Origin of the sequence: Sporomusa sp. (assembly GCF_035561155.1) — a bacterium.
In the GTDB taxonomy this organism is placed as follows: Bacteria; Bacillota; Negativicutes; order Sporomusales; family Sporomusaceae; genus Sporomusa.
The window spans coordinates 18929-43060 of sequence record NZ_DATMYD010000072.1 but is presented as its reverse complement, the minus strand read 5'-3'; the positions used below and the strand labels follow the sequence as shown (position 1 = coordinate 43060).

The following is a 24132-nucleotide window of genomic DNA, read 5'->3' as shown; positions in this document are numbered from 1 at the left end:
CTAATACTTGTTAGCTGAGATGAGAACTAACAGCCTTGCTCACGAATCAGGAGGGTAATTCAGGATGAACAAACGGTTCGTAACATTTCTTCCAGCAGGAGTTAAAGTCGAGGTAGAGTCAGGAACTGATTTACTTACCGCTGCAAGTCAAGCTAATATTGAGATAAAAGCCCCTTGCGGCGGTGACGGTACATGCGGTAAATGCGCTGTCCAGCTTAAAAGCGGCAAAGCAAAAGCCCGCAGAGACAGCCATTTGGCAACTAGGCTTGCGGAAAAGGGATTCGATTTAGCGTGCCAGACATTAGTTCAAGATGAGGATTTAGTGGTAGAGATACCTAAAACCTCGGCCATGAGTAAACATCAGGTGCTGGTTGATCGGAGTCCGGTAGGTGAAGGTATTTCTGAGGCTTTGAGCAACTATTTACTGCATGTATGGCAGCTTAAAGAATTGTTCCTGGAGAAGCAAGAAAGCCCGCTTCACGGTTATCCCCTAAATCCGCTCTGCCGTCGTATCAGACTGACCTTGCCTGCAGCTAACCTGCAGGATAACCGCGATGACCTGAATCGACTGACCATGGCTCTTAGGAAAGAAACCAAATGTACGGACATAAATGTTTCCCTCCCGATAATTCGTAATCTGGGAGAAACCCTCAGGGCTGATAATTTTAAAGTAACAGTACTGCTATCTGAGGTTGGTGGTAAGGCTGAAGTAATTGCTGTTGAGCCAGGCCATGGCCATCAGCCTCTATACGGTATAGCTGTTGATATTGGCACTACTACCGTAGTAGCCTACCTTCTCGACCTGGAAAAGGGTAGAGTTGTTGAAACTGCAGGGACTCATAACCGTCAGGCACGTTTTGGCGATGATGTTATTAGCCGTATTGTATATGCTGTTGATGAAACTGATGGGTTAACAACCATTCATCAAAGTATCATTGATACTATCAACACACTTATCATGGACTTACTGGTAAAACAAAGGCGTATTAAAGAAAGTGATATCCGTGTAATAATGACTGCTGGCAACACAACGATGGCACACTTGTTTCTGGGGATTAATCCCAAGTTCATCCGTCTTGAACCGTATATTCCGACAGCCAATTTCTTCCCCGTGGTTAGGGCTCAGGAATTAGGGCTGAGAGTTAATTCGGACGCGCTGGTATTTAGTTATCCCTCAGTGGCCAGTTATGTTGGTGGTGATATCGTTTCTGGAGCTTTGTTTACCGGTATGGGCAATACCGAAGCGCCGATAACTCTCCTGATTGATATCGGTACAAACGGTGAAATGGTGTTAGGGGCCGGTGATTGGCTGGTAACTTGTTCCTGTTCAGCTGGTCCGGCATTTGAAGGATCAGGGATAACCTTTGGTATGAGGGCTATGCACGGCGCAATTGAACGCATGGAAATAGATCCTCAAACCTATGAAGTGTCTTATACCACAATCAATAACGGCAAGCCGGTTGGCATCTGCGGCTCAGGTCTTATTGATTGCCTTGCTAAGCTTCGGCGCACCGGTATAATTGACCGGGCCGGAAAATTTCAGACCAGTCTCCCCACTGAGCGCATGCGTATTGGCGAAGCTGGACCGGAGTATGTCTTAGTTTGGCAGGAAGATACAGACATTAACCGCGATGTTACTATTAGTGAAGCCGATGTCAAAAACCTGCTTAGAGCCAAAGGCGCAGTTTTTGCCGGAATTCGCACGCTCCTAAGTGTAGTCGGTTTTGAACTTGAGAGTATCGAATACATTAATGTGGCTGGCGGTTTTGGTAATTACCTTAATATTCCTGATGCAATAGCTATTGGCTTGTTACCTGATATTCCTATTGAAAAGTATAAGTATGTAGGTAATACTTCGGCCAAAGGCGCCTGTATGGCGCTGTTATCTCAGGATGCTTGGGCTGAAGCCAACAATCTTGCAGGAAAAATGACTTACATCGAATTGTCGGTTGGCAACTTGTTTATGGATGAATTTATCTCATCATTGTTTATCCCACATACTGATTTGACGTTATTTCCCAATGTCAGTCTTTAATGCATTTGAAGCTGTTGTTTGGGCTTATTGAAAGGAGTTTCAAGACATGGCAAAACATATAGCAGTGGCAGGAAAGGGCGGTACCGGAAAAACTACATTTACGGCTTTACTCATTCGGTATCTTGTTAAAAACAATAAAGGCTCCATTCTAGCGGTTGACGCTGATGCCAACGCAAATCTGAATGAAGCATTGGGTATGGAAGTAGAACAAACCATATCCGAGATGATAACAAGTACAAAAAACCCGAAAAATATTCCTGCCGGTATGACCCAGGAAACATACATTGAATATAAACTCCAAGCGTCATTAGTTGAATCAGACAATGTTGATATGCTTGTGATGGGGGGACCGGAGGGTCCTGGTTGCTACTGTTTTCCTAATAACCTTCTCAAGGGTTACATGGATAAACTTGGCAAAAACTACAGCTATGTACTCATGGATAATGAGGCCGGTTTGGAGCATATCAGCCGCCGGGTAACTCAGGATATTGATTACATGTTTGTAGTTAGCGACGCTTCAGCCCGTAGTATACGTTCAGCCGGGCGTGTGCGACAACTTGTTGATACACTGAAATCTGACGTAAAAAATATCTATCTGATTGTTACCAAGACTCAAAGTGACGAGGATATCGCTGCTTTACAGGGTGAGATTGATAAAACTGGTCTTGAGTTAATCGGGGTAATCCCCAATGATCCTTTGGTAGCAAAATACGACTTATTAAGCCAACCGCTGTTTGATTTACCTGACAGCTCGGTGGCTGTACAGGCGATTAACGCCATTTGTAAAAAAGCACAAATCTAAAAGTTTGGAAGGAGCGTAACTATGGCAACTAATATGTTGAAAGAAAAATATTCCGGTAAAATCAATACCGTTACCCTTGGTGCAACCAAAGAACAGGGTGGCACTCGTACCACCACCGTAACCGTTGGTGGCGACGCTACTATGCCGTTCCTTCAGTTCGAAGGCGACATGCCCTTAAAGCCTGTAGTTGCAATGGAAATTCAGGACATTAATCCTGGTTGGCATCCTGTATTGAATCAGGTCTATGCCGAAGTTATCGACTGCCCTGTTGCTTGGGCCAAGAAATGCGTTGAATTTGGCGCTGATATGATTTATCTCAAGCTTGCCGGTGCTCATCCCGATAATGGTAACAAGAGCCCTGAAGAGTGTGCCAAAGTCGTTAAAGACGTACTCGCCGCTGTCGGCGTACCTCTAATTGTCGTTGGTTGTGGCGAGGACGAAAAAGACAATGCTGTTCTGCCTGTTGTTGCAGAAGCTGCTGCTGGCGAAAACCTGCTGATCGGCTTAGCTAAACAGGACAACTACAAGTCAGTTGCTGCCGCTGCAATGGTTCATAAGCATAAAGTACTTGCTGCTAGTCCGCTCGATATCAACATCTGCAAGCAGCTGAACATTCTTATCTCAGAACTCGGCTTGTCTGCTGAAAACGTACTTATCGACCCAAGTACTGCAGCTCTTGGCTACGGTATTGAATACACCTACTCTATCCTTGAACGCGGTCGTCTGGGCGCGCTCGCTGGCGACAAAATGCTGTCCCAACCGGTAATCTGCCAAGTTGGCTATGAAGCATGGCGCGCTAAAGAAGCTGTTGCTACTGAAGAAGACTTCCCCAACTGGGGTAACCAAGCAGACCGCGCTATCCTTTGGGAAGCAATGACTGCTACTGGTCTCTTACAGGGCGGCGCTCATATAATGGTTCTTCGCCATCCGGAAGCGGTTCGTCTTGTTAAGAAAAATGCTGAAGAATTAATGGTTAAGGCTGAAATTTAATTCTTAAGCAATTTTCGATAAATGCGGTATTCCGTTAAAACATCATCATTAACACAAGGTTTCCTTAAAAAAAAAATAATAATATCGAGGGGGATTACTAATGATTCTCATTGGCGAAAGAATTAATGGTATGTTCAAAGACATCGGTAAAGCAGTTCGGGAGCATGATCCCAAGCCTCTTCAAGAATGGGCCATCAAGCAGAAAGAGGGCGGTGCTCATTATCTTGACGTTAACACCGGACCTAACTCCGAAGATCAAACAGTAGATCTTCCTTGGATGGTAAAAACCGTTATGGAAGTTAGTGATTTGCCTCTCGCTATCGACACTACTGACTATGATGCTATGGAAGCAGCACTTATCGCCTATGGCAAGCCCGGCGCAATCATCAACTCCATTGGCTGCGAACAAGAAAAAATCGACCGCGTTTTCCCCATGGCAGCTAAATATGATGCCGACGTTGTTTGCCTCTGCATCAGCAAGTCCGGTATTCCCAAAAGCGCCGACGAACGCGTAGCGCTGGCTATGGAATTCGTAGCCAATGCTGAAGTTTACGGCCTCCAACCTGACGATCTATTCATTGACCCGATCATCCTCCCGGTTAACGTAGCCCAAGAGCATGCGGTTGAAGCATTAGAAACCATCCGCCAGATCAAATTACTTTCGAATCCAGCACCTCTGACTACTATTGGTCTTTCTAACGTTTCCCAAAAGACTCCGCATCGTCCGCTTCTCAACCGCACCTTTGCTGTTATGGCTATGACTGCTGGTCTTGATTCCGCTATCCTTGATGCTAATGATGATATGATGGTTGACGCTATCGCTTCGGCGCGCGTTATCCTGAACAAAGACATTTACTGCGACTCCTACGCTAAGGTGTTTAGACAGCGGTAATATCGCTGGGTTTACGCCAGGAAAGGAGGTCAATGATGTCAACGGTGAACCAACCCACTAAGGGAAAAGCTTCTTTCTGCCAGGAAATTGAGGAAAAATCGCATCAGCCGATCACTTCATGCTATCATTGCATGAAGTGCGCTGGTGGCTGTCCGATAAACTTTGTCATGGAACATAACAATTATGAGATTTTGCGGATGATTCAGCTGGGTGAAAAGGATAAGGTTTATAAGTCCAATACTCCATGGCTTTGCGTTGGGTGTAAAACTTGCGCAGTGCGTTGTCCGAACGGAATTGACACATCAAAGGTCATGGACACTATTAAGATGGAGACCATCGCTGAAGACAAAATTCCGGCAAGTCATTACAACGTTAAGTTGTTTTACGAATTGTTTCTTGATTCCATGAAAGGGTTTCCGGTAATCGGCGGCGAAGGCCGGGGATATGAACTTGGACTCATGGGACTTTACAAGTTGTGTACAGGAACTTATTTGGCAGACATGGATCTCGGCAAAGAAATGACAAAACGGGGCAAGATGCCATTCTTGCCACATAATGCCCTCAAGCGGCGCAAGGGCGAAGTCAAGAAAATATTCCAAAGAGCAAAGGAGAAAAAGGCGCGATGAAACTAGGCTATTATCCAGGATGTTCACTTCACTCCACTGCGGCTGAATACAATATGGCCACCGAGGCTGTATTTGATGCATTAGGGTTGGAGCTAGCTGAACTTCCAGAGTGGAATTGCTGTGGAGCTACCGCCGGTCACTCCACTGACAAATTTCTTGCACTTGCTTTGCCGCTGAGGAATCTTGTTATTGCTGAAGCCGAACAGCAAAAAGAACTTGTTTTACCATGTGCCGCCTGCTATAACCTTGTAAAAGGCGCTGACCATTATTGCCGCGAAGGTACTCCAGAAGCGAAGGATGCTAACGAAGAACTGAAAAGCATAATGGGATCGTCATACAATGGTACTGTTCATGTTACACACCCTCTGGAAGTTATCATGAGGAAAGAGTATTTAGGTAAGGTTGGCGAGAAGGTTAAAAAGCCTCTTAATGGCCTTAAGCTCGCCCCATATTATGGTTGTCTTCTCACAAGACCTACTTATGTAGCCTTTGACGATGTTGAACAACCGCAAGCTATGGATCAACTGATGAAGTTGGCCGGAGCTGATGTAAAACGGTGGTCATATAAAACTGACTGCTGTGGCGGTAGCTTGACAGTGCCACGCACTGATGTCGTTTATGAGATCACTAAGAATTTGGTAACTGCCGCTCAACGAGCAGGTGCCGATGCTATTGTGACAGCATGTCCATTGTGTCAGATGACTTTAGAAACCCGGCAGAAAGAAATACAAAAACCTATACCAATCTTTTTCTTCACCGAATTGCTGGGGATTAGTTTCGGACATCCTGAAGCAAGAAAATGGATGAAGAAACATATTATTGATCCCATACCGCTCTTGACATCATTGCAGTTGTTGTAACCGATTCAGAGAAACCGGCAGAACTATTATATAGCTATGTCCGGTTTCTCTGTGGTTATACCACTCTATTAGCAATGATGGTGAAGTAAAGATATTTTATCGAAAGGCAGTGAGAGCCATGCAAAAGGATGTGCTCGTTATTGGCGGTGGCATTGCCGGTCTGCAAGCGGCTCTGGAATTAGCTGGGGCAGGATACCCTGTTCATTTGGTAACAGATGAAGCAAATCTTGGCGGAAAATTGGTAGACTCTTCAGAGCAAAGCGGCCAAGCCGCATGTGTTTGGGGCGATCAAGTAAACATTTCTGCTTTGTATTTAGGTGGTAATCTCCATGCGTCCAGTACGGTATTGGGGTCACTCATTACCCGCGCCTGCAACAATCCGCTTGTTCATGTTTACACCAGCAGCAAGCTGGTTGAATTACAAGGGGATGTAGGTCACTTCCAGGCTACCATCAGCGATGTCGCAACAGGCAAGCGCACCCAAAAACTCGTCGTCGGAGCGGTTATTCTGGCAGCCGGTTTCAGTATGTATGACGTATCCCAAAAAGGCGAATACGGATATGGGTACTATAAAAATGTTATTACTAGCTTAGAATTTGAGCATTTATTATCCGAAAGTCGCTATCGCTCAGACTGCATCAGACGCCCGTCAGACGGAAAATGTGCGGAAAAAATCGCTTTTATACAATGTGTTGGTTCCCGGGATGTAGTATCCAAGGGCGAATATTGTTCGGCTATTTGCTGTATGTTTACTGCCAAAGAAGCCATATTGGCCAAAGAGTTTGCCCCGAAAACCGATGTCACTGTATACTACCTTGACCTAAGAGCGTGCGGCAAGAACTTTGATACCTTCTTAGCACGCGCTCAGGAATTAGGTACTAATTATGTACGTACCATGATTTCTGAGGTTAAAGAAGATCCTGTAACTGAGAAGTTATCTATCAATTATGCTGCTGCTAGTAAACCAGTTAAAGAAGACTTTGACTTGGTAGTACTCGCGGCAGGTATTCGTCCGTCTACCCGTTTAAAAGAAACTGCCGGAATTTTACAAATTCCTCTCAACCAATTTGGTTTTGTCCAGGTAGATCCGCTTGAGCCTGTAACTACCAAGCGACCAGGTATTTTCTCGGTTGGCGGTAGCCAAGGCCCTCTTGATGTTCCTGAGACCATGTCTCTGGCTAGTGCAGCGGCTGCAGCTACTACTCGTGCTTTGGGGAAACCGGAAGGTCGTCCAGGCCGAAAACCAACTCCTGAGCGTGATATTAGCCAAGAACCTGTACGGGTTGGCGTATTCCTTTGTAAAGGCGGTTTAGCCGCTATGGGGGCAGATGCCAATACAGTAATAGCCTCGGCTAAGAGTCAAGCAGGTGTAACTGTAGTTGAATGTGAACAAGCAGTTTGCCAACCTGAAGCAATTGCCAAGATTCAAAAGCTTATTGCTACTCAGGGGCTTAACCGTATTGTTGTTTCTCCCTGTGTTTTAAAGCATAACCTAAATCTATTTCAGGAAACAGCACAGGCGGCCGGTTTGAACCGGATGCTTGTCGAAATGGCTGATGTTCCAGCCAAGGTTTGGGACAACAATGCTGATAAGGCCACTAAGGCGGCTGTTGCTGTAACTGCCCGTGCTGTGAGTGATGTAAAAGCGTTTAAACCACTTAGATGGCACGCAGAGCCTGTGGTATCCCGTGCCCTTATTGTTGGTGGCGGTGTTAGTGGTATGGCTACCGCTTTGGCCTTAGCAGATCGTGGTTTTGGCTGTACTATTGTTGAAAAATCTTCTGTACTTGGCGGATATGTCCGCGATCTTACTGGCAGCTTAGAAACGCAAGATCTTAAGCAGACAGTTGAGAACCTGGAAAAGCAAGTACAGAAAAATGACAAAATTGAGATTCTGCTTAATTCGGAAGTTGCGGATTTTAGCGGCCGCCAAGGCCACTTTATAACTACCGTTGCTACCGGTCAGGGTCAAGTTAAGACCACCCAAAAGGTTGAACATGGTGTAGTCATTTTGGCAACTGGTACAACCACCTATGTTCCTTCAGAATATTTGTATGGTCAAGATCCAAGGGTGATTACGGGTGTTGAGGCTATGTACCGTCTGACAGATGGTCGCATACCGGCTAAGGGTGAGTCTACTTATGTCTTCGTGCAATGCGTTGGTTCACGTAATGAGGAACATAAGTATTGCAGCCGTACATGCTGTGGCGAAACAGTATATGCTGCTACGAAGATCAAAGAGCAAAATCCCGAGGCTAAGGTGTATGTACTATCACGCGATATTCGCACACCTGGCTATCTTGAACTTAAATACCGTGAAGCGCGTAAAGCTGGAGTAGTGTTTGTTCACTATGAAGAAGCTGACAAACCTGTGCTAGTAAAAGATAATGCCGGCAATCTGTCTATGGCAGTTGTTGACCCACAATCTGGTCTTACTTTGAATCTAAAACCTGACCAAGTGGTTTTGGCAGTTGCCCAGACAGCATCACTGGAAGCTAAGCAAATGGCTGACTTGTTCAAGATTCAGGTTAATGCAGACGGTTTCCTTTCAGAGACTCACTCCAACTTCGGTACAATTGCCTTCCCAGGCGGTGGTATTTTTATTGCCGGTTCGGCCCATGGTCCGAAATCGGTTGTGGATTGCCTGACTCAGGCCAAAGGTGTTGCAGGTCGCGCAGCCCGTATTTTGGCTCAGCCTGCGCTCATGATGGGCGGTATGGTGGCTGAGGTAGAATGGGAAAAATGCGCAGCTTGCTTGACTTGTGTACGGACTTGCCCTTACACCATTCCGCAGATTACACGGGATAAAAAGGAAATGGGCGCTGCCTATATTCCGCCTGCAGACTGCCGTGGTTGTGGGATGTGCGCGTCCGAATGTCCGAATAAGGCAATTTTTGTACACCATTACCAGGACGATGAAGTACTCGCACGGGTTGAGACCGCGTTGACGGAGGTGGGTTAAGAATGAGTGATGTTAAAGTAGTTGGATTTGTTTGTCGCTTGTGTGCGTTAATCAGCTCTGACCTTGGCCCTCCGGCCGATGTTAACGTTAAAATCGAGACTGTCGAGTTGCCTTGCGCTGGTAAAGTTGACGGCAGACTGCTGTTAGAGGCGTTTGAGAAAGGCGCTGACGCCGTATTTGTCGCTGGCTGTCCTGAGCACGAGTGCATGAACGTGAAAGGCAGTTCCCGTGCCCGGAAACGTTTAGAGCATATAAAGGAAATACTGGATCAAGTCGGAGTTGGCGGAGAGCGTTTAGTCATGTATAACGTATCCGGCACCCATGGTCCACGTTTCGCCCAGATCGCCCGGGATATGGCCGGACTGCTTGAGAAATTAGGTCCGAGTCCGCTTAAGGCCCGGAAGGCCTAGAAAGGAGACGAGTCAAGCGATATGATAGTTGCAGAAATCAAGCCGATTGAAGAAATTTCAGAGGCCATAAAAGGCGCAAAAAAAGTGCTGGTTGCCGGTTGTGGCGGTTGTGTTACCGTATGTCTGTCTGGCGGACAGAAGGAAACTGACATTATGGCTAGCGCTCTTCGGATGAAGATGGAAGTTGATGGTCAGCCTGTGCAGATTGAAACGGCTACCTATGAGCGTCAGTGTGACCCAGAATATGTTGTTAGATTTAAAGAACATCTCAAAGACGTTGATGCAGTTGTGTCCATGGCTTGTGGTGTTGGTGTGCAGTTCATGGCTGAGAACTATCCTGAGATTATCTTTGTACCTGGTCAAAATACTAAATTTGCCGGTGCTGCTATTGAACACGGTATCTGGGAAGAACGCTGTATGCTGTGTGGTGAGTGTGTACTTGCTAAAACAGGCGGCGTATGCCCGGTTATCCGCTGCTCCAAGAGCTTGATGAACGGCCCTTGCGGTGGTTCACAAGGTGGAGTGTGCGAAATCAGCAAAGATACTCCCTGTGCATGGCAGCTTATCTATGACCGCCTGAAAGGTCAGGGGCGCCTGGATATGATGACCGAAGTACTACCAGCCAAAAACTGGGCGAAGAACAGAGACGGCGGTCCCCGCAAAATTGTGAGGGAGGATGTGCGGTTATGAGCGAAGCAGTAGCTATTGATAAACAGGCTGTTTTAAAGACAGAAAGCAAACTAGAAAAACTGTACTCCTTAGGCCATTTTGTGGTAACAGGTGAACTTGGACCACCCCAACATTCTGACGGTCATGAATTAGAGCACCATGCCCATGAGCTTAAAGACATCGTTGATGGTTTTAACCTTACTGACAACCAAACCGCGATTGTACGGTTGTCTAGTATTGCTGCCGGTGTCCATGTACTCAAGGGCGGCGGCGTGCCGATTATTCAAATGACTTGCCGGGATCGTAACCGTATTGCCATGCAAAGTGATTTACTGGGTGCCTATAGCCTAGGAATTCGCGATGTGCTCTGCTTAAGCGGTGACCACCAGTCTTTTGGTAATCATCCGACAAGTAAAAATGTGTATGATGTTGACTCTGTTCAACTGATTGACATGGTCAGAAAAATGCGGGATGAAAAGAAACTTCTGTCTGATGCTGCTATAAAAACTAATGAGCCACGGTTTTTTATCGGCGCAGTAGAAAATCCTTTTGGCGACCCGTTTGAATTCAGGGCCATCCGCCTTGAAAAGAAAGTAAATGCCGGCGCTGACTTCATCCAAACTCAGGCAATATTCGATATCGAGAAATTTGCCCGTTTCATGGAAATGGTAGTTGCGCGTGGCATTCACGAAAGAACCAAAATTACTGCTGGTATCTTGCCGGTTCGCTCGGTGAAAGCACTGCAGTATATGAAGAAAGACGTCGCAGGCATGGAAATTCCTGACAGCCTCATTGAGCGCATGAAGAAAACTGAAGATCCGAAAAAAGAGGGTATTCAGATTGCTATCGAAATGTGCAACGAGCTCAAGAAAATCCCAGGTGTAGCCGGTATTCACATTATGCCTGTTGGCTGGGAAGCTGCACTGCCTGAGATTGTAAAAGGCGCAGGTTTCCTGCCACGTCCTAAAGTTTAATAAGTTATGACAATTCAAAATTTTCGGATTAAGTGGTAACTTGTCCGGAGTAAACACAGTGAGGTATGGGGTCAGCTGGAATACTGGCTGATCCTGTATTGCTTTGAGATTATAACAGCTTTATTCTCCGTAGCCTTAAGCGGTCATAGGAAAGGGTGAGATAAAAAGCATGTGTTCAAAAGTGACAAAAGATCAGGCATTAGAAATTATCGGAAAATACGAGCAAGTCTTAGGAATCATTAATAAATATGGTAAAGCGAAGGAACAATTGTTATCTATTCTCCTTGATATTCAATGTGTTTCCGGTGAAAATTACGTAGCTGAAGAATGGGCCGAGGTAGTAGCTTGCCAACTAGACCTGCCCATAAGTAAAGTACATGATGTTCTTACTTTCTATGCAATGTTCAATACTAAACCCCAAGGTAAATACGTCATTGAGATCTGCAAAAGTACACCCTGCCATGTAACAAAAGCTGACGCCGTAGTCAAAATGTTTGAAGAAGTATTGGGGATTAAACTTGGCGAAACCACTCCCGACAACCTTTTCACACTGATGCACACCAGTTGTGTCGGCGCCTGTGACATTGGTCCGGTAGCCAAAATCGGCGATGAAGTATATGGTAACCTGACAGCGGCTAAAGTAGCCGAGGTTGTTACTAGTTACCGGGGGGTGTCCTCATGTCAAAAATAAATAAACTTATTTCGAGTAATTGCGGCGTAATCAGGCCCGACTCTGTTGAAGACTATGTGAAAGCAGGCGGGTATGAAGGTCTGAAAAAGGCTTTGACTATGAAGCCGGAAGAAATTATTAGCGAAGTTAAAAAGGCTAAACTATTAGGTCGCGGTGGCGCTGCTTATCCGGCTGGTTCCAAATGGGAACAATTGCTGGAAATCCCTGAGTTCCCGAAATATATTGTAATTAATGCCGATGAAGGCGAGCCAGGTACGTTTAAAGATAAGTTGTTGTTAGGTCAAGATCCGCTTAGAGTAATTGAAGGTATGACCATTTCCGGTCATGTTTTTAATTCCCAAGACGGCTATATCTATATTCGCGGTGAATACCGTGCTATCCAAAAGGTTTTCCAGAGTGCCATTGATAACGCTGTAAAGGCTGGTTATCTTGGCAAAAACATTTTGGGTACTGATTTTGAATTCAATATTCATATTATGACTGGTGCTGGCGCCTATGTATGCGGCGAAAACTCTGCGCTTCTTAACTCTATTGAGGGTAAAGCCGGACGTCCGCGTATTAAACCGCCTCATTTAGCTGAAGTTGGCCTGTTCCTCATGCCGACACTGGTTAATAACGTTGAATCAATTTCCAATATCCCGACTATTGTTCTGGATGGCGGCGATAAATACCTGAGCTACGGCACCAAAGACAGCGGCGGCACAAAACTGATTTGCCTGTCAGGCAATGTTGTAAACCGCGGCGTATATGAAATTCCTTTTGGTGTAAGCCTGCGGGATGCCATTTATGACCCTGAAATGGGCGGTGGTATTCCTAATGGGAAAAAACTTAAATTTTTCCACCTGGGTGGTCAATCAGGCCCTATAGGTGCTGAAGCACAGCTTGACACCATGTATTGTTACAAGGCGCTTCGTAACGCCGGTTTGAGCGTTGGTTCAGGTGCAATCGTGGTTATGGACGAAGATGTCTGTGTAATAGATTACTTAAAAGGTGTCACCGAATTCTTTATCCACGAGTCCTGCGGTAAATGTACTCCTTGCCGGGAAGGTAACAAGCAAATTTATGCAATACTTTGCAAACTTTCCGAAGGCGAAGCGACCAAGGACGATATGGTTGTCCTTAAGCGCATGATTGACACCATGACCAATGCTTCGTTCTGCGGTTTGGGACAATCGGCGGCAGTCGCTTTGAATACCTGCTGGAAGCTCTTCAAAGCTGAATTTGAAGATCACCTGAATAAGAAGTGTCCGGCACAAGTTTGCTTTACTGAACAGGGAAGAGGTGAGTAGTGATGGGCCATCATGCTTCAGATCCTAACAAGATAGTAAATATTACAATTGACGGCATTCCTGTATCATGTCCAGAAACCACACTTATCCTGGATGCCGCAAAAATGGTTGGTATAGATATTCCTGTATTATGCTACCATCCTGACCTTAAAGTGCGTGCTACCTGCCGGGTATGCGTGGTAGAAATGAAAGGCCAGAAAAAACTTAAGACCGCCTGTGGTAACGAGGTTTGGGACGGTGCAGAGTTCATTACCAACAGTCCGTCTGTTCGCCAAGCCAGAAAAGATGTTCTTGAGCTTATCTTGGCTGAACATCCGCAGGATTGCTTAAAATGCATAAGAAGCACCAACTGCGAATTGCAGCAGTTAGCGCGTGACTTTGGCATCAGCAAGCCGCTGTTTGAAAACCAGCCTAAGCAAATCCCGATCGAAGATTCCAACGGTGTTATTGTTCGTGACATGTCAAAATGTGTGAAATGTGGTCGCTGTGTTGAGATGTGCCAAGAGGTTCAAACAGTAGGTGCAATCAATACTGCCCACCGTTCGGTTGAGTACGAAGTTACCACTGCGTTTGATCGGCCGCTCCAAGACACTACCTGCGTATATTGTGGTCAATGTATTTCGGTGTGTCCGGTAGGCGCATTATATGAAAAAGATGATAGCGAAAAAGTTTGGCAGGCTCTTGCTGATGCCGACAAACATGTAATTGTTCAAGTAGCTCCGGCTGTCCGCGTAGCTTTAGGCGAAGAATTCGGCATGGGCTCCGGCAGTATCGCTACAGGCAAAATGGTGGCTGCGCTCCGGCGTTTAGGCTTTGATAAAGTGTTTGACACCGACTTTGCTGCTGATGTAACCATCATGGAAGAAGGTAGCGAGCTGTTAGAAAGAATGGGCCATGGTGGTGCGTTGCCGCTCATTACCTCTTGCAGCCCAGGCTGGGTTAACTTTGTTGAAACTTTCTATCCCGACCTTTTACCTAACGTGTCAAGCTGCAAATCGCCGCAGCAAATGTTCGGCGCATTGGCTAAAACCTATTATCCGCAAAAGGTAGGCATAGATCCCAGCAAAATAGTATCTGTCTCCATCATGCCTTGTACAGCCAAGAAATATGAGAGTGCACGACCAGAAATGAACGGCAGCGGCTATCGCGATGTTGACGTTGTGTTGACCACTCGCGAACTGGCCCGTATGATTAAACAGTCTGGATTTGACTTCAATAAGCTAACTGATGAAGAATTTGACGCCCCGCTTGGTATGTCTACTGGTGCGGCTGTTATCTTCGGTACCTCAGGCGGCGTTATGGAAGCAGCACTTCGTACCGTATACGAAGTTGTGACAGGTAAAGAGCTTGCCAATGTCGACTTCGAAGGTGTACGCGGTTTGACAGGGGTTAAAGAAGCCGAAGTGGACCTTGAAGGCACAAAAGTCAAAGTAGCCATTGCCAACGGACTCAAAAACGCCCGCCAGATTCTTGATAAAATTAGAGCTGGCGAATGTGAATATCAATTTGTTGAAATTATGTGCTGCCCAGGTGGTTGCATTGGCGGTGGCGGTCAGCCGTGGGGTACAACCACAGCTACCAAAGAAGCTCGCATGGCTGGTCTCTATCAGGCCGACCGTGAAACCCCAATTCGTCAGTCGCATAAGAACCCGGCAGTTAAAGCACTGTATGAGGAATTCCTGGGTAAACCACTTAGTCATAAATCCCATGAACTTCTCCACACCCATTACCATCCGAAACACAAGTAATTACGTCAATGAGGACGGCTTCCCCAATAGCCGTCCTCATTTATTAGATATAAATAGAAATAGCCATTTGTCTAGAAATGGCAGGCTGTGATAAAATATAGGTGGCGTTTAGTGCCTGTTGGTCAGATAATGCCGAGGAGGAACTGAAGATGATATTAATGATAGACAACTACGATTCCTTTGTATATAACCTAGTCCAGTACCTTGGCGAAATGGGAGAAGATATTCGGGTTTTTCGTAATAATAAACTGACAGTTGCTCAAATCGAAGACATGCGTCCTGACCATATTATTATTTCGCCTGGTCCTTGTACCCCCAATGAAGCCGGCGTCAGCCTGGAGCTCATTAATTATTTTAAAGGTAAGATACCTATGCTTGGCGTTTGTCTGGGGCACCAGGCCATCGGTCAGGCATTTGGCGGTGAGGTTGTGCGTGCCTCACGCTTGATGCATGGGAAGACTTCGCTTGTATACCACGATGGTAAAGGTGTCTTTGCCGGTCTTAAAAGTCCATTGACTGCTACCAGGTATCATTCACTGATTGTTAAGAAAGAAACTCTGCCTGATTGTTTCATAATTACTGCTGAGACTGAGTTCGGCGAAATTATGGGTATCCGCCATAAAGAGTACTTGATTGAAGGCGTACAATTTCATCCTGAATCCATTCTTACTGAAGATGGACACGCCATGCTTAAGAATTTCCTTGCTATGAATCCTACATGGACAACCAAGAGGAAAGGGGCCAGCCGGTAAATGAGACCGACACCGATTATTCGCGAAATAACTATAGCGTTGCCTGCGGCTGAAGTTTTTGCGTTATTTGCCCAGCAACCGTACAGCGTTTTTTTAGATAGCGGCGTAGATACAAGCGGTATGGGACGCTATTCCTTCATTGCCCGTGACCCATTTTTGTTGTTTTCCAGCAAAGGCCAAACAATACATATTGAAGATAAGAGTGGTAGACGAACTTTTGACGGCAATCCTTTTGACGAGCTTAAGCGGCTACTCACTATATATAAAACCCAAAAACTACCTGGACTGCCTCCGTTAACTGGCGGTATTATCGGCTATTTCGGCTATGATATGGGATATCTTTTAGAGATAATTCCTGGTTTGAGTACAGATGATCTGAACAATCCTGACTGCTTCTTCGGCTTTTATGATACAGTGTTGATTTTTGATCATCATACCGGAACGGCATACATTGCCTCAACTGGCTTTCCAGAACAGAATGAACTGGCCCGGTGTAAACGGGCTGAAGCACGTATTGATGAACTGGCTGGTTTAATCGCTGAAGCGAAGCCATTGCCTGAGCCAAAACCGCAAATACCGGAAGGCGAGTATCAATCCAATTTTACGCGTGAGGGACATTGTGCGATGGTGCAGCAAGGCATAGATTACATTGCTGCCGGCGATATATTTCAGGTAAACCTGACGCAGCGGTTTAACGCTAAAGTGACTGTACCGCCGTATGAACTGTACCGCTATCTCCGGCATATCAATCCAGCGCCGTTTGCATCATACTTAAATTTTGGCGAAGTCATTGTTGCCAGCGCTTCGCCTGAACGCTATTTACTTGTAACAGACAAAATGGTGGAAACAAGGCCAATAAAAGGCACAAGACCACGTGGAAATGATCCTGAATCTGATAGGATGCTCAGAGAAGAACTACTCGCAAGTGAAAAGGATCGAGCTGAGTTAGTTATGATTATTGATCTTGAGCGCAACGATCTGGGTAGAGTTTGCGAGTTTGGCAGCGTCCGTGTGCCTGACCTAATCCGGTTGGAACAATATGCGACAGTATTTCATCTTGTGTCGACAGTGGTGGGAAAATTGGCAGAAGGTAAAGATATTATTGATCTAGTATCAGCTTCTTTTCCTGGTGGCTCGATTACCGGCGCCCCTAAAGTACGCGCAATGGAGATTATCGATGAGCTTGAGTCAGTACGGCGAAGTATCTATACCGGTTCTATCGGTTATATTGATTTCAACGGCGATGCTGACCTGAATATTGTTATCCGAACGTTTATTATTAAAGGAGATCGTGCTTATTATCAGGTGGGGGGCGGTATAATAGCCGACTCAGTACCAGAGCTTGAATACGAAGAGAGTTTAGATAAAGCACGGGCGCTTATGAGAGCTCTGGGCTACCAAGTGTAAGGGCGTTGTGGTGATCTATGGTTATTTATTTTAATGGCCGGCTTGTTTCTGCGGGCAACTGTATTGTTTCTCCGTTAGACCACGGTTTTCTATACGGACACGGTTTATTTGAAACCATGCGCGCTTATCGAGGCAGGGTATTTCGCCTTGAAGAACATCTAAAACGGCTTACAGAGGCAGCAGAGTATCTTTGCTGGCCTGAAATCCCCGGACAGGCAGAGCTCAGTGAGGCTATTAATAGTGTTCTATTGCAAAATCATTTGCAGGATGCCTCAATACGACTTACATTATCCCGGGGCATCGGGGCCGCACGCCCTGATCCTACCAGTTGCGGTCAACCAACAGTTGTAGTGTATGCTTCGCCACTGCCGCAGCCACTGCCGCCAGAGGGCTGGTGCGTAGCTACAGTCAAATTACGGCGTAATTTATCTTCGCCGCTTGTTAGAATAAAATCAGCCAATTACCTTGACAATATGTTAGCCAAAGCTGAGGCTAAGTGCCATAATGCCCAGGAGGCGATTATGCTCAATACTGACGGCTTTGTAGCTGAGGGCTCAATGAGCAATATATTTTTTGTTACAGGTGGCCGGCTGATTACCCCGGATGATGACAGCGGCATTTTGCCAGGTGTCACCAGACGTGTTACTATAGAATTGGCGCAAGCGACCGGGATACCTGTCGAGATGCGCCAAGTAACCCCAGGGGAGCTTGCGGGGGCTGATGAAATATTTTTAACAAGTTCCATTATGGAGATTATTCCGGTAACTGTATTTGATGGCAACCCTATTGGCGCTACACTAGCAGCAGGGACTATTACGGCGAAGCTGCAGGCGCTGTACCGGGAAATTGCCGAAAAGGAGTGAGATCACACGGACGCACTTACAGGAACAGCCAGATATCAGGTTGTTAAATTCCGGGGACAGGATATTGAAAAAACTGAAGAACCGGTCGTCGAAGAACTGCCGCTTACCATATACTTAAATGGTAAAGAGCTTGTCACAATGTTAGCTGCCGCCGGTGAAGAAGAATACCTGGTAACAGGCTTCTTGGCTACCGAAGGAATAATTCAAGACATTAAAGAAATTCAAACTCTTGATGTGGATGTGCAGCAAGGCATAATACATGTTACAACCGCATCAGGAGAAACGGTTGCCGAGAAGATGTTTTTGAAACGTTACCTGACTGCCTGCTGCGGCAAAGGGCGGAGCGCTTTTTATTTTGCCAATGATGTTTTAACAGCCAAAACTGTAAATACCGAGATCAAACTAACACCGCAGGAGGCTATGGCTTATTCTGAAATGCTGGAAGCAGCATCTGAGACGTTTCGACTAACAGGCGGAGTACATGGCGGCGCGTTGGCGGCAGAAGGCAAACTGGTCTGTTGGAGTCAGGACATCGGGCGCCATAATGTCTTCGATAAATTATACGGACGTTGTCTAATAGAAGGGATCAGCACTCATGATAAAGTGTTGGTTTTTTCCGGCCGGGTCTCATCAGAGATAATTCTGAAGGTCAGCAAAATGAACATACCGGTCATTATTGCCCGTTCGGCGCCGACAAGCTTAGCACTCGACATGGCTGAAGAACTTGGCGTGACAGTAATTGGATTTGCCAGAGATGAGCGTTTAAACGTATATACACATACAGAGCGGATTATAGGATGTTAACAATAATTCTTCCGGGCGTTCGTCCGGAAGAATTATTGTTTTACCAGCCAAAGTCAGTATTGGAAAAAAAGTCAGTAAATTTCACCTGAATGACCTAAACTGCAGCCTAAAATGCGAAAAATTCAGTCTAAACAGAAAAATTCCTGAATTTACCGTTTGTGAAAGCAGGAATTTGCATTATTTACTGGAATAACATATTAGAATAATTTTTCACAAACCTCATCGTACTTTTTAGTTGACAAGTGCTCTGATAGTCAGCGAAAGAGAGGTGTATATGGAAGACAGGTCCTTTTTGCTAGGCGATGGGGAAAAATGCAGGCAGTGTCTGGCTTGCCAAGCAGCTTGTCCCAGCGGCGATATAAATTTTGTGCCGTTTCAGCATAAGAACGGCAGGCTGAGTTGGAGAGAGCGTAATAGGATAGTCGAATATCCCGGACGCATGTGCAGTGTGTGTCTGGAACCAGGCAAGCGTCCGGCTTGTATTGAGGTATGTCCTGAACAAGCGCTCAGAATGGTTAACGTACGTCAAGAAAAACAGGCCAAAAACAAACAGGCAGTAAATTATTTATATAAATATTGGGGGGGAAGAAAGCGGGTATGAAAAGTGTTTTGACCACTTGTCCATACTGCGGGACAGGATGTACTTTTTATCTTAATGTCAAGGCTGGTGAAATTGTAAGCGTAACCCCGAATAAAGACAACCTCGTTAATGAGGGAAAGCTATGTTTAAAAGGTCATTTCGGGTTTGACTTTGTTCATCACCGTGACCGATTGACTCAGCCGCTTATTCGCAAAGACGGCAAGTTAACAGAAGCCACCTGGGATGAAGCCTTTGGGCTTATCGCCGAGCGGCTCGGCGAGATTAAGACGCAGCATGGTTCAGACAGCATTGCCGCCTTTAGTTCGGCACGATGTACTAATGAAGAAAACTATCTAATGCAAAAACTTATGCGCGCGGTGGTTGGCACTAATAATATAGATCACTGCGCCCGTCTTTGACACGCTCCAACTGTGGCTGGTCTAGCCACATCTTTTGGCAGCGGTGCCATGACAAACGCCATTAGTGAGATTAACAGGATGAACCAAAAAGACTTAATGTTTGCTATCGGCACTAATACGACTGAGTGTCACCCCATTATCGGCATTAAGATGCTTGAAGCCAAAGAACGCGGTGCTAAGCTGATAGTGGCTGACCCCCGTGAAATTGAACTGACTCGGTTTGCTGATATCTGGCTGCAGCAGAAGCCAGGCACAGATGTTGCTTTACTCAACGGTATGATGAACGTCATTTTAACTGAAGGCTTGGCTGACGCCAAGTTCATCGAGTCTCGTACTGAAAACTTTGATGCCTTAAAAGCAACCGTCATGAAATATACCCCGGAATATGCCGAGTCCATAACAACCGTTCCTGCAGAAAAAATCCGCCAGGCCGCCCGGTTGTTTGCTCAGGCCGAAAACGCCGCTACCTATTACACTATGGGTATTACCCAGCACACCAGCGGGGTTGATAATGTTTTGTCAGTAGCTAACCTAGCTATGCTAACAGGTAATCTTGGCAAACCCAAAGCGGGTGTAAATCCGCTTCGCGGTCAAAACAACGTGCAGGGCGCGTGTGATATGGGAGCATTGCCTAACGTTTATACTGCATATCAGCCGGTAACAGACGCAACAGTCAAAGAAAAATTTGAAAATGCTTGGAACACCAATTTGAGTGATAAGGTCGGTTTGACCATTCCCGGTGTGCTACATGCTATTGAAGAAGATAAAGTCAAGGCGCTGTATGTCTTTGGTGAGAACCCGATGCGCAGTGATCCTGACATCAATCATGTCAAGCATTGCCTGGAACATGTGGAGTTCCTGGTTGTTCAGGACATTTTTCTGACAGAGACGGCTGAAATGGCTGACGTTGTATTGCCAGGTGCCACCTTTGCTGAGAAAGACGGTACCTTCAGCAACACTGAACGCCGTGTCCAGCGTGTTAGAAAAGCTGTTGAGCCAAAAGGCAACAGCCGTCCTGACTGGCAAGTACTGGCAGGCGTTATCAAAGCTATGGGTTATCCGGCTGATTATGCCTCAGCCCAGGAAATATATGATGAAATGCGGAAACTGACCCCTAGCTATGCAGGTATAAGCTACGATCGTTTGGAAAAAGGCGGCATTCAATGGCCTTGTCCCAACGAAGATCATCCTGGTACACCGGTGTTGCATGTTGGTAAGTTTAGTAGGGGTCTAGGCAGGTTTGCTGGTGTCGAATATCGCGACCCAGCTGAATTGCCAGATGAAGAGTATCCACTTATCCTGACTACAGGTCGTGTTACTGCTCATTATCATACAGGTACCATGACCCGGCGCAGTTGGGGGTTAAATGGGGCTCATCCCGAAGAATCATTGGAGATTAACCCAGTTGACGCAACTAAACTGGGGTTAGTTGACGGTGAAAGTATTCGGGTGTCTACCCGCAGGGGCAGCCTGATAACGAAAGCCCAGGTTACCACCAGGGTATCACCAGGATTGACGTTTATTACGTTCCACTTTACTGAAACTCCGGGTAATATACTTACAAACAGCGCTGCTGACCCGGTATCTAAAACACCGGAATTTAAGGTATGTGCCGTGAAAGTGGAAAAAGTAAGTTAATCAATGCCTTGGGATTAAGGAATGTGGCAAAAGATTTAATTCTAACTATAATTTGACAACAAATAATCTGGCTGGAGTGAAATATGACGAGCAGCAAACTAAACAGCATTACCCCGGTTATTCTGGCTGGGGGGAAAAGCAGTAGAATGGGCCGCAATAAATCGTTTGTAACTTTAGCCGGAAAACCACTCATTGAGATAGTTATAGACACTGTTACTAGCATTTTTCCTCAGCCGCCGGTGATTGTTACTAATTCGCCTGGCCTGTATGAATATCTAGGGTTAACCATGGCTGGTGATATTTATCAAGAGAAAGGTCCGCTAGCTGGAATTCATACCGGACTTATTCATTCATCTACTGCCTATAGCTTTGTTTTCGGTTGTGACATGCCGTTTTTGGATACTGAGTTCATAAAATTTATGGTTTCGCGCTTGCATGACGAACAAGTATTAATACCGCGCAACGGCAAGTGGGTTGAGCCGCTGCATGCCCTATATGCCCAAAACTGCCTGCCATATATTGAAGTTAAACTTAATCATGACATCTGTAGAATTCAATCATTTTTCTCTGAGGTGTATATTGGTTATGTAGATGTAAACGAGTATGGACATAACCTAAAATGTTTTGCCAACATCAATTCTCAGGCTGATCTTGCGGCGGCTGAAACGATCTATGAGAAGTCCAATAAGTAGAGAGGAGGCCGATTTAATGAGTACTAAAATCAATTCTTTCGTAGTCGCAGACCCGGCCAAATGTATTGGCTGTAAAGTCTGTGAAGTGGCTTGTGCTGTGGCCCACACTAATTATGGGGTGGTAACCGCCGGCACCATGGAGGATCCGGTAATTCCCCGCCTATACCTGGTAAAAACAGCTGAAGTGACAATGCCTGTACAGTGCCGCCATTGTGAAGATGCTCCGTGTGCTAATTCTTGTCCAGTAGGCGCTATTAGTCAGGAGGGTAACGTAATTATTGTAAGTGAGGCCGATTGTGTTGGCTGTAAAACCTGTATGTTGGCCTGTCCTTTTGGGGCGATCGACTTAGTCCCTAAATATGTTAAGGGTGAGGAAGTAACCCAGCGCATTCTGAAGTCTGAAACAGAGGACGGCTTAGTAGAAAAAGCGGTAGCATATGCCAGTAAGTGCGACCTTTGCGTAACCCGTCCTGATGGTCCGGCTTGCGTTGATAACTGCCCGGAAAAAGCTCTCGAAGTTGTCAAACCGGCAGCGCTCAAAAAAGAACGCAACCGGGATGCCGCGCTTAGCCTTTTAGAATCGGTTAAAAAATTTATTGGGTAAAGTGACTTTAGTGGGGATGGAAGGAGAGGAGGCCAATTATGTCAGATACTGCTGTTGGCATCGTATATATTGATAAAGAACTATGCACCGGCTGCAGACGTTGTGCAGAGGTGTGTCCTGTAGATGCTATTGAGGGTGCTGCAGGTGAACCGCAAGCAATTGATACTGAAAAATGCTGTTATTGTGGTCAATGTGTGCAGGTATGTAGCGCATATGCCTCAATTTTTGATGAGGAAATTACGCCACGTGAACAAAAAATGGCTGAGCGTGGTTTGCTCGACAGCGTAAAAGAACCGCTGTTTGCCGCCTATAATATTGGTCATAACAAAGAGGTCAAAAAAGGCCTGGCTGACGCCAGTCTGTTTAAAATGGTACAATGCGCACCGGCTGTCCGCGTAGCCATCGCTGAAGAATTTGGCATGAAGCTTGGCAGTCTGACACCTGGGAAGATGGCGGCCGCACTGCGACGTCTAGGCTTTGACCGTGTATATGATACCAACTTTACTGCTGACGTTACCATTATGGAAGAAGGCAGCGAATTAATTGAGCGGGTTACTGAAAATGGTACGCTGCCTATGTTTACGTCCTGCTGCCCGGCCTGGGTTAAGTATGTTGAGCAGGAATACCCCGAACTTCTTTCTCATTTGTCAAGCTGCAAGTCGCCGCAGCAAATGGCTGGTGCGCTGTTTAAAACTTATGGTGCTAAAATCGATAATATTGAAGCAGCAAAAGTGTTTAGTATATCAGTAATGCCCTGCACTTGCAAAAAGTTTGAGTGTGACCGCCCTGAACTAACTGACAGCGGTTTTAAAGATGTTGACTATGTCATTACTACCCGCGAGCTTGCCCAGCTTATCAAAGATGCAGGCATCGACTTCAAAAACCTCCCCGAAGAAGATTTTGACAAGCCGCTTGGTACTTATACCGGCGCTGGCACCATCTTTGGCGCAACCGGCGGTGTTATGGAGGCAGCCCTCCGTACTGGTTATGAGCTCATTACTAAGCAAGCTATTCCTGACGTCAAACTCGACTTTGTCCGTGGCGGCGAAGGTGTGAGAAGAGCCACTGTCAAAGTCGGTGATCTTGATCTCAAAGTCGTTGTAGTATCAGGGTTGAAAAATGTTAAGCCACTAATGGAACAAATAAAGGCAGGCACTGCAGATTTTCACTTCATGGAAGTAATGACCTGTCCGGTAGGCTGCGTCAGTGGCGGCGGTCAACCTAAAGTGCTATTGCCCAAGCTTAAGGAAAAAGCTCACGAAAACCGCACTTGCTCTACGTATGTTCATGATGATACTCTGCCTCTTAGAAAATCACACGATAATCCCGACGTGCAAAAATTGTATGATGAGTTCCTCCTTAAGCCGCTCGGACATGAGTCTCATCATTTGCTGCATACCAAGTATACTCCGAGGAGGTAGCTGG

The 24132-nt window shown here is 46.0% G+C and carries 22 protein-coding genes; all 22 read left to right on the top strand.

The features are described 5' to 3' along the window. Positions 1-64 precede the first annotated feature (64 nt). The 22 genes from VN447_RS09500 to VN447_RS09395 all read left to right on the top strand — a co-directional run bounded on the left by VN447_RS09500 (position 65) and on the right by VN447_RS09395 (position 24128). On the top strand, positions 65-2035 hold the full coding sequence (locus VN447_RS09500) for an ASKHA domain-containing protein (protein ID WP_325525004.1): 1971 nt from the start codon (positions 65-67) through the stop codon (positions 2033-2035). A gap of 46 nt (positions 2036-2081) precedes the next feature. Next, on the top strand, positions 2082-2837 hold the full coding sequence (locus tag VN447_RS09495; RefSeq protein ID WP_325525002.1) for an AAA family ATPase: 756 nt from the start codon (positions 2082-2084) through the stop codon (positions 2835-2837). A 21-nt stretch (positions 2838-2858) separates the two neighbouring features. Further along, positions 2859-3827, top strand: a complete 969-nt coding sequence (cdhD, locus tag VN447_RS09490) for a CO dehydrogenase/acetyl-CoA synthase subunit delta (RefSeq protein ID WP_325525000.1) — start codon at positions 2859-2861, stop codon at positions 3825-3827. A gap of 100 nt (positions 3828-3927) precedes the next feature. Continuing rightward, the gene (locus VN447_RS09485; protein ID WP_325524999.1) at positions 3928-4719 is read left to right on the top strand and encodes a methyltetrahydrofolate cobalamin methyltransferase; all 792 of its coding nucleotides are present in this window, start codon (positions 3928-3930) and stop codon (positions 4717-4719) included. Positions 4720-4751: 32 nt separating this feature from the next. Beyond that, the gene (locus VN447_RS09480) at positions 4752-5345 is read left to right on the top strand and encodes a 4Fe-4S dicluster domain-containing protein (protein ID WP_325524998.1); all 594 of its coding nucleotides are present in this window, start codon (positions 4752-4754) and stop codon (positions 5343-5345) included. Continuing rightward, positions 5342-6205: a CoB--CoM heterodisulfide reductase iron-sulfur subunit B family protein gene (locus VN447_RS09475; RefSeq protein WP_325524996.1), complete on the top strand. Its 864-nt coding sequence runs from the start codon at positions 5342-5344 to the stop codon at positions 6203-6205. Before VN447_RS09480 ends, VN447_RS09475 begins: the two co-directional genes overlap by 4 nt. Positions 6206-6323: 118 nt before the next feature. Beyond that, positions 6324-9167: an FAD-dependent oxidoreductase gene (locus VN447_RS09470; RefSeq protein WP_325524994.1), complete on the top strand. Its 2844-nt coding sequence runs from the start codon at positions 6324-6326 to the stop codon at positions 9165-9167. A gap of 2 nt (positions 9168-9169) precedes the next feature. Then, positions 9170-9577: a hydrogenase iron-sulfur subunit gene (locus VN447_RS09465; protein WP_325524992.1), complete on the top strand. Its 408-nt coding sequence runs from the start codon at positions 9170-9172 to the stop codon at positions 9575-9577. Positions 9578-9598: 21 nt separating this feature from the next. Further along, positions 9599-10267: a methylenetetrahydrofolate reductase C-terminal domain-containing protein gene (locus tag VN447_RS09460; protein ID WP_325524990.1), complete on the top strand. Its 669-nt coding sequence runs from the start codon at positions 9599-9601 to the stop codon at positions 10265-10267. Beyond that, positions 10264-11220 carry a methylenetetrahydrofolate reductase gene (locus VN447_RS09455; RefSeq protein WP_084576227.1) on the top strand — a complete coding sequence of 319 codons (957 nt, stop codon included), beginning with the start codon at positions 10264-10266 and terminating at the stop codon, positions 11218-11220. Before VN447_RS09460 ends, VN447_RS09455 begins: the two co-directional genes overlap by 4 nt. 169 nt (positions 11221-11389) lie before the next feature. Continuing rightward, positions 11390-11911 (top strand): NAD(P)H-dependent oxidoreductase subunit E, encoded by a 522-nt coding sequence (locus VN447_RS09450; protein ID WP_325524987.1) that lies wholly within the window; start codon positions 11390-11392, stop codon positions 11909-11911. Beyond that, entirely contained in the window at positions 11899-13200 is a 1302-nt protein-coding gene (locus VN447_RS09445) for a complex I 51 kDa subunit family protein (RefSeq protein ID WP_325524985.1), read from the top strand. The genes VN447_RS09450 and VN447_RS09445 overlap by 13 nt, the downstream gene beginning before the upstream one ends. Positions 13201-13202: 2 nt before the next feature. Continuing rightward, positions 13203-14948, top strand: coding sequence for an NADH-dependent [FeFe] hydrogenase, group A6 (locus tag VN447_RS09440; protein ID WP_325524983.1), 1746 nt, complete (start codon positions 13203-13205; stop codon positions 14946-14948). Between the two features lie 149 nt (positions 14949-15097). Further along, the gene (gene pabA / locus VN447_RS09435; protein WP_325524981.1) at positions 15098-15700 is read left to right on the top strand and encodes an aminodeoxychorismate/anthranilate synthase component II; all 603 of its coding nucleotides are present in this window, start codon (positions 15098-15100) and stop codon (positions 15698-15700) included. Further along, complete coding sequence (gene pabB / locus VN447_RS09430; RefSeq protein ID WP_325524979.1) at positions 15701-17107, top strand: aminodeoxychorismate synthase component I; 1407 nt, start codon at positions 15701-15703, stop codon at positions 17105-17107. It abuts the gene before it with no gap. A gap of 17 nt (positions 17108-17124) precedes the next feature. Then, complete coding sequence (locus VN447_RS09425; RefSeq protein ID WP_325524977.1) at positions 17125-17970, top strand: aminotransferase class IV; 846 nt, start codon at positions 17125-17127, stop codon at positions 17968-17970. A 63-nt stretch (positions 17971-18033) separates the two neighbouring features. After that, a complete protein-coding gene (gene fdhD, locus VN447_RS09420; protein WP_325525035.1) occupies positions 18034-18774 on the top strand; it encodes a formate dehydrogenase accessory sulfurtransferase FdhD in 741 nt (246 codons plus the stop codon). 274 nt (positions 18775-19048) lie between these two features. After that, a complete protein-coding gene (locus tag VN447_RS09415; RefSeq protein ID WP_325524975.1) occupies positions 19049-19375 on the top strand; it encodes a 4Fe-4S dicluster domain-containing protein in 327 nt (108 codons plus the stop codon). Then, positions 19372-21411: a formate dehydrogenase subunit alpha gene (gene fdhF, locus VN447_RS09410; protein ID WP_325524973.1), complete on the top strand. Its 2040-nt coding sequence runs from the start codon at positions 19372-19374 to the stop codon at positions 21409-21411. The genes VN447_RS09415 and fdhF overlap by 4 nt, the downstream gene beginning before the upstream one ends. Positions 21412-21494: 83 nt before the next feature. Beyond that, positions 21495-22103: a molybdenum cofactor guanylyltransferase gene (mobA, locus tag VN447_RS09405; protein ID WP_325524971.1), complete on the top strand. Its 609-nt coding sequence runs from the start codon at positions 21495-21497 to the stop codon at positions 22101-22103. 16 nt (positions 22104-22119) lie between these two features. Next, positions 22120-22707, top strand: coding sequence for a 4Fe-4S dicluster domain-containing protein (locus VN447_RS09400; protein WP_325524969.1), 588 nt, complete (start codon positions 22120-22122; stop codon positions 22705-22707). 38 nt (positions 22708-22745) lie between these two features. Then, positions 22746-24128: a [FeFe] hydrogenase, group A gene (locus VN447_RS09395; RefSeq protein WP_325524968.1), complete on the top strand. Its 1383-nt coding sequence runs from the start codon at positions 22746-22748 to the stop codon at positions 24126-24128. The last annotated feature ends 4 nt before the right edge of the window (positions 24129-24132 follow it).

Excerpts from the sequence above, each read along its gene's own strand:
- VN447_RS09500 (WP_325525004.1), top strand. The coding sequence starts at position 65 with ATGAACAAACGGTTCGTAACATTTCTTCCAGCAGGAGTTAAAGTCGAG.
- VN447_RS09495 (WP_325525002.1), top strand. The coding sequence starts at position 2,082 with ATGGCAAAACATATAGCAGTGGCAGGAAAGGGCGGTACCGGAAAAACT.
- cdhD (WP_325525000.1), top strand. The coding sequence starts at position 2,859 with ATGGCAACTAATATGTTGAAAGAAAAATATTCCGGTAAAATCAATACC.
- VN447_RS09485 (WP_325524999.1), top strand. The coding sequence starts at position 3,928 with ATGATTCTCATTGGCGAAAGAATTAATGGTATGTTCAAAGACATCGGT.
- VN447_RS09480 (WP_325524998.1), top strand. The coding sequence starts at position 4,752 with ATGATGTCAACGGTGAACCAACCCACTAAGGGAAAAGCTTCTTTCTGC.
- VN447_RS09475 (WP_325524996.1), top strand. The coding sequence starts at position 5,342 with ATGAAACTAGGCTATTATCCAGGATGTTCACTTCACTCCACTGCGGCT.
- VN447_RS09470 (WP_325524994.1), top strand. The coding sequence starts at position 6,324 with ATGCAAAAGGATGTGCTCGTTATTGGCGGTGGCATTGCCGGTCTGCAA.
- VN447_RS09465 (WP_325524992.1), top strand. The coding sequence starts at position 9,170 with ATGAGTGATGTTAAAGTAGTTGGATTTGTTTGTCGCTTGTGTGCGTTA.
- VN447_RS09460 (WP_325524990.1), top strand. The coding sequence starts at position 9,599 with ATGATAGTTGCAGAAATCAAGCCGATTGAAGAAATTTCAGAGGCCATA.
- VN447_RS09455 (WP_084576227.1), top strand. The coding sequence starts at position 10,264 with ATGAGCGAAGCAGTAGCTATTGATAAACAGGCTGTTTTAAAGACAGAA.
- VN447_RS09450 (WP_325524987.1), top strand. The coding sequence starts at position 11,390 with ATGTGTTCAAAAGTGACAAAAGATCAGGCATTAGAAATTATCGGAAAA.
- VN447_RS09445 (WP_325524985.1), top strand. The coding sequence starts at position 11,899 with ATGTCAAAAATAAATAAACTTATTTCGAGTAATTGCGGCGTAATCAGG.
- VN447_RS09440 (WP_325524983.1), top strand. The coding sequence starts at position 13,203 with ATGGGCCATCATGCTTCAGATCCTAACAAGATAGTAAATATTACAATT.
- pabA (WP_325524981.1), top strand. The coding sequence starts at position 15,098 with ATGATATTAATGATAGACAACTACGATTCCTTTGTATATAACCTAGTC.
- pabB (WP_325524979.1), top strand. The coding sequence starts at position 15,701 with ATGAGACCGACACCGATTATTCGCGAAATAACTATAGCGTTGCCTGCG.
- VN447_RS09425 (WP_325524977.1), top strand. The coding sequence starts at position 17,125 with ATGGTTATTTATTTTAATGGCCGGCTTGTTTCTGCGGGCAACTGTATT.
- VN447_RS09415 (WP_325524975.1), top strand. The coding sequence starts at position 19,049 with ATGGAAGACAGGTCCTTTTTGCTAGGCGATGGGGAAAAATGCAGGCAG.
- mobA (WP_325524971.1), top strand. The coding sequence starts at position 21,495 with ATGACGAGCAGCAAACTAAACAGCATTACCCCGGTTATTCTGGCTGGG.
- VN447_RS09400 (WP_325524969.1), top strand. The coding sequence starts at position 22,120 with ATGAGTACTAAAATCAATTCTTTCGTAGTCGCAGACCCGGCCAAATGT.
- VN447_RS09395 (WP_325524968.1), top strand. The coding sequence starts at position 22,746 with ATGTCAGATACTGCTGTTGGCATCGTATATATTGATAAAGAACTATGC.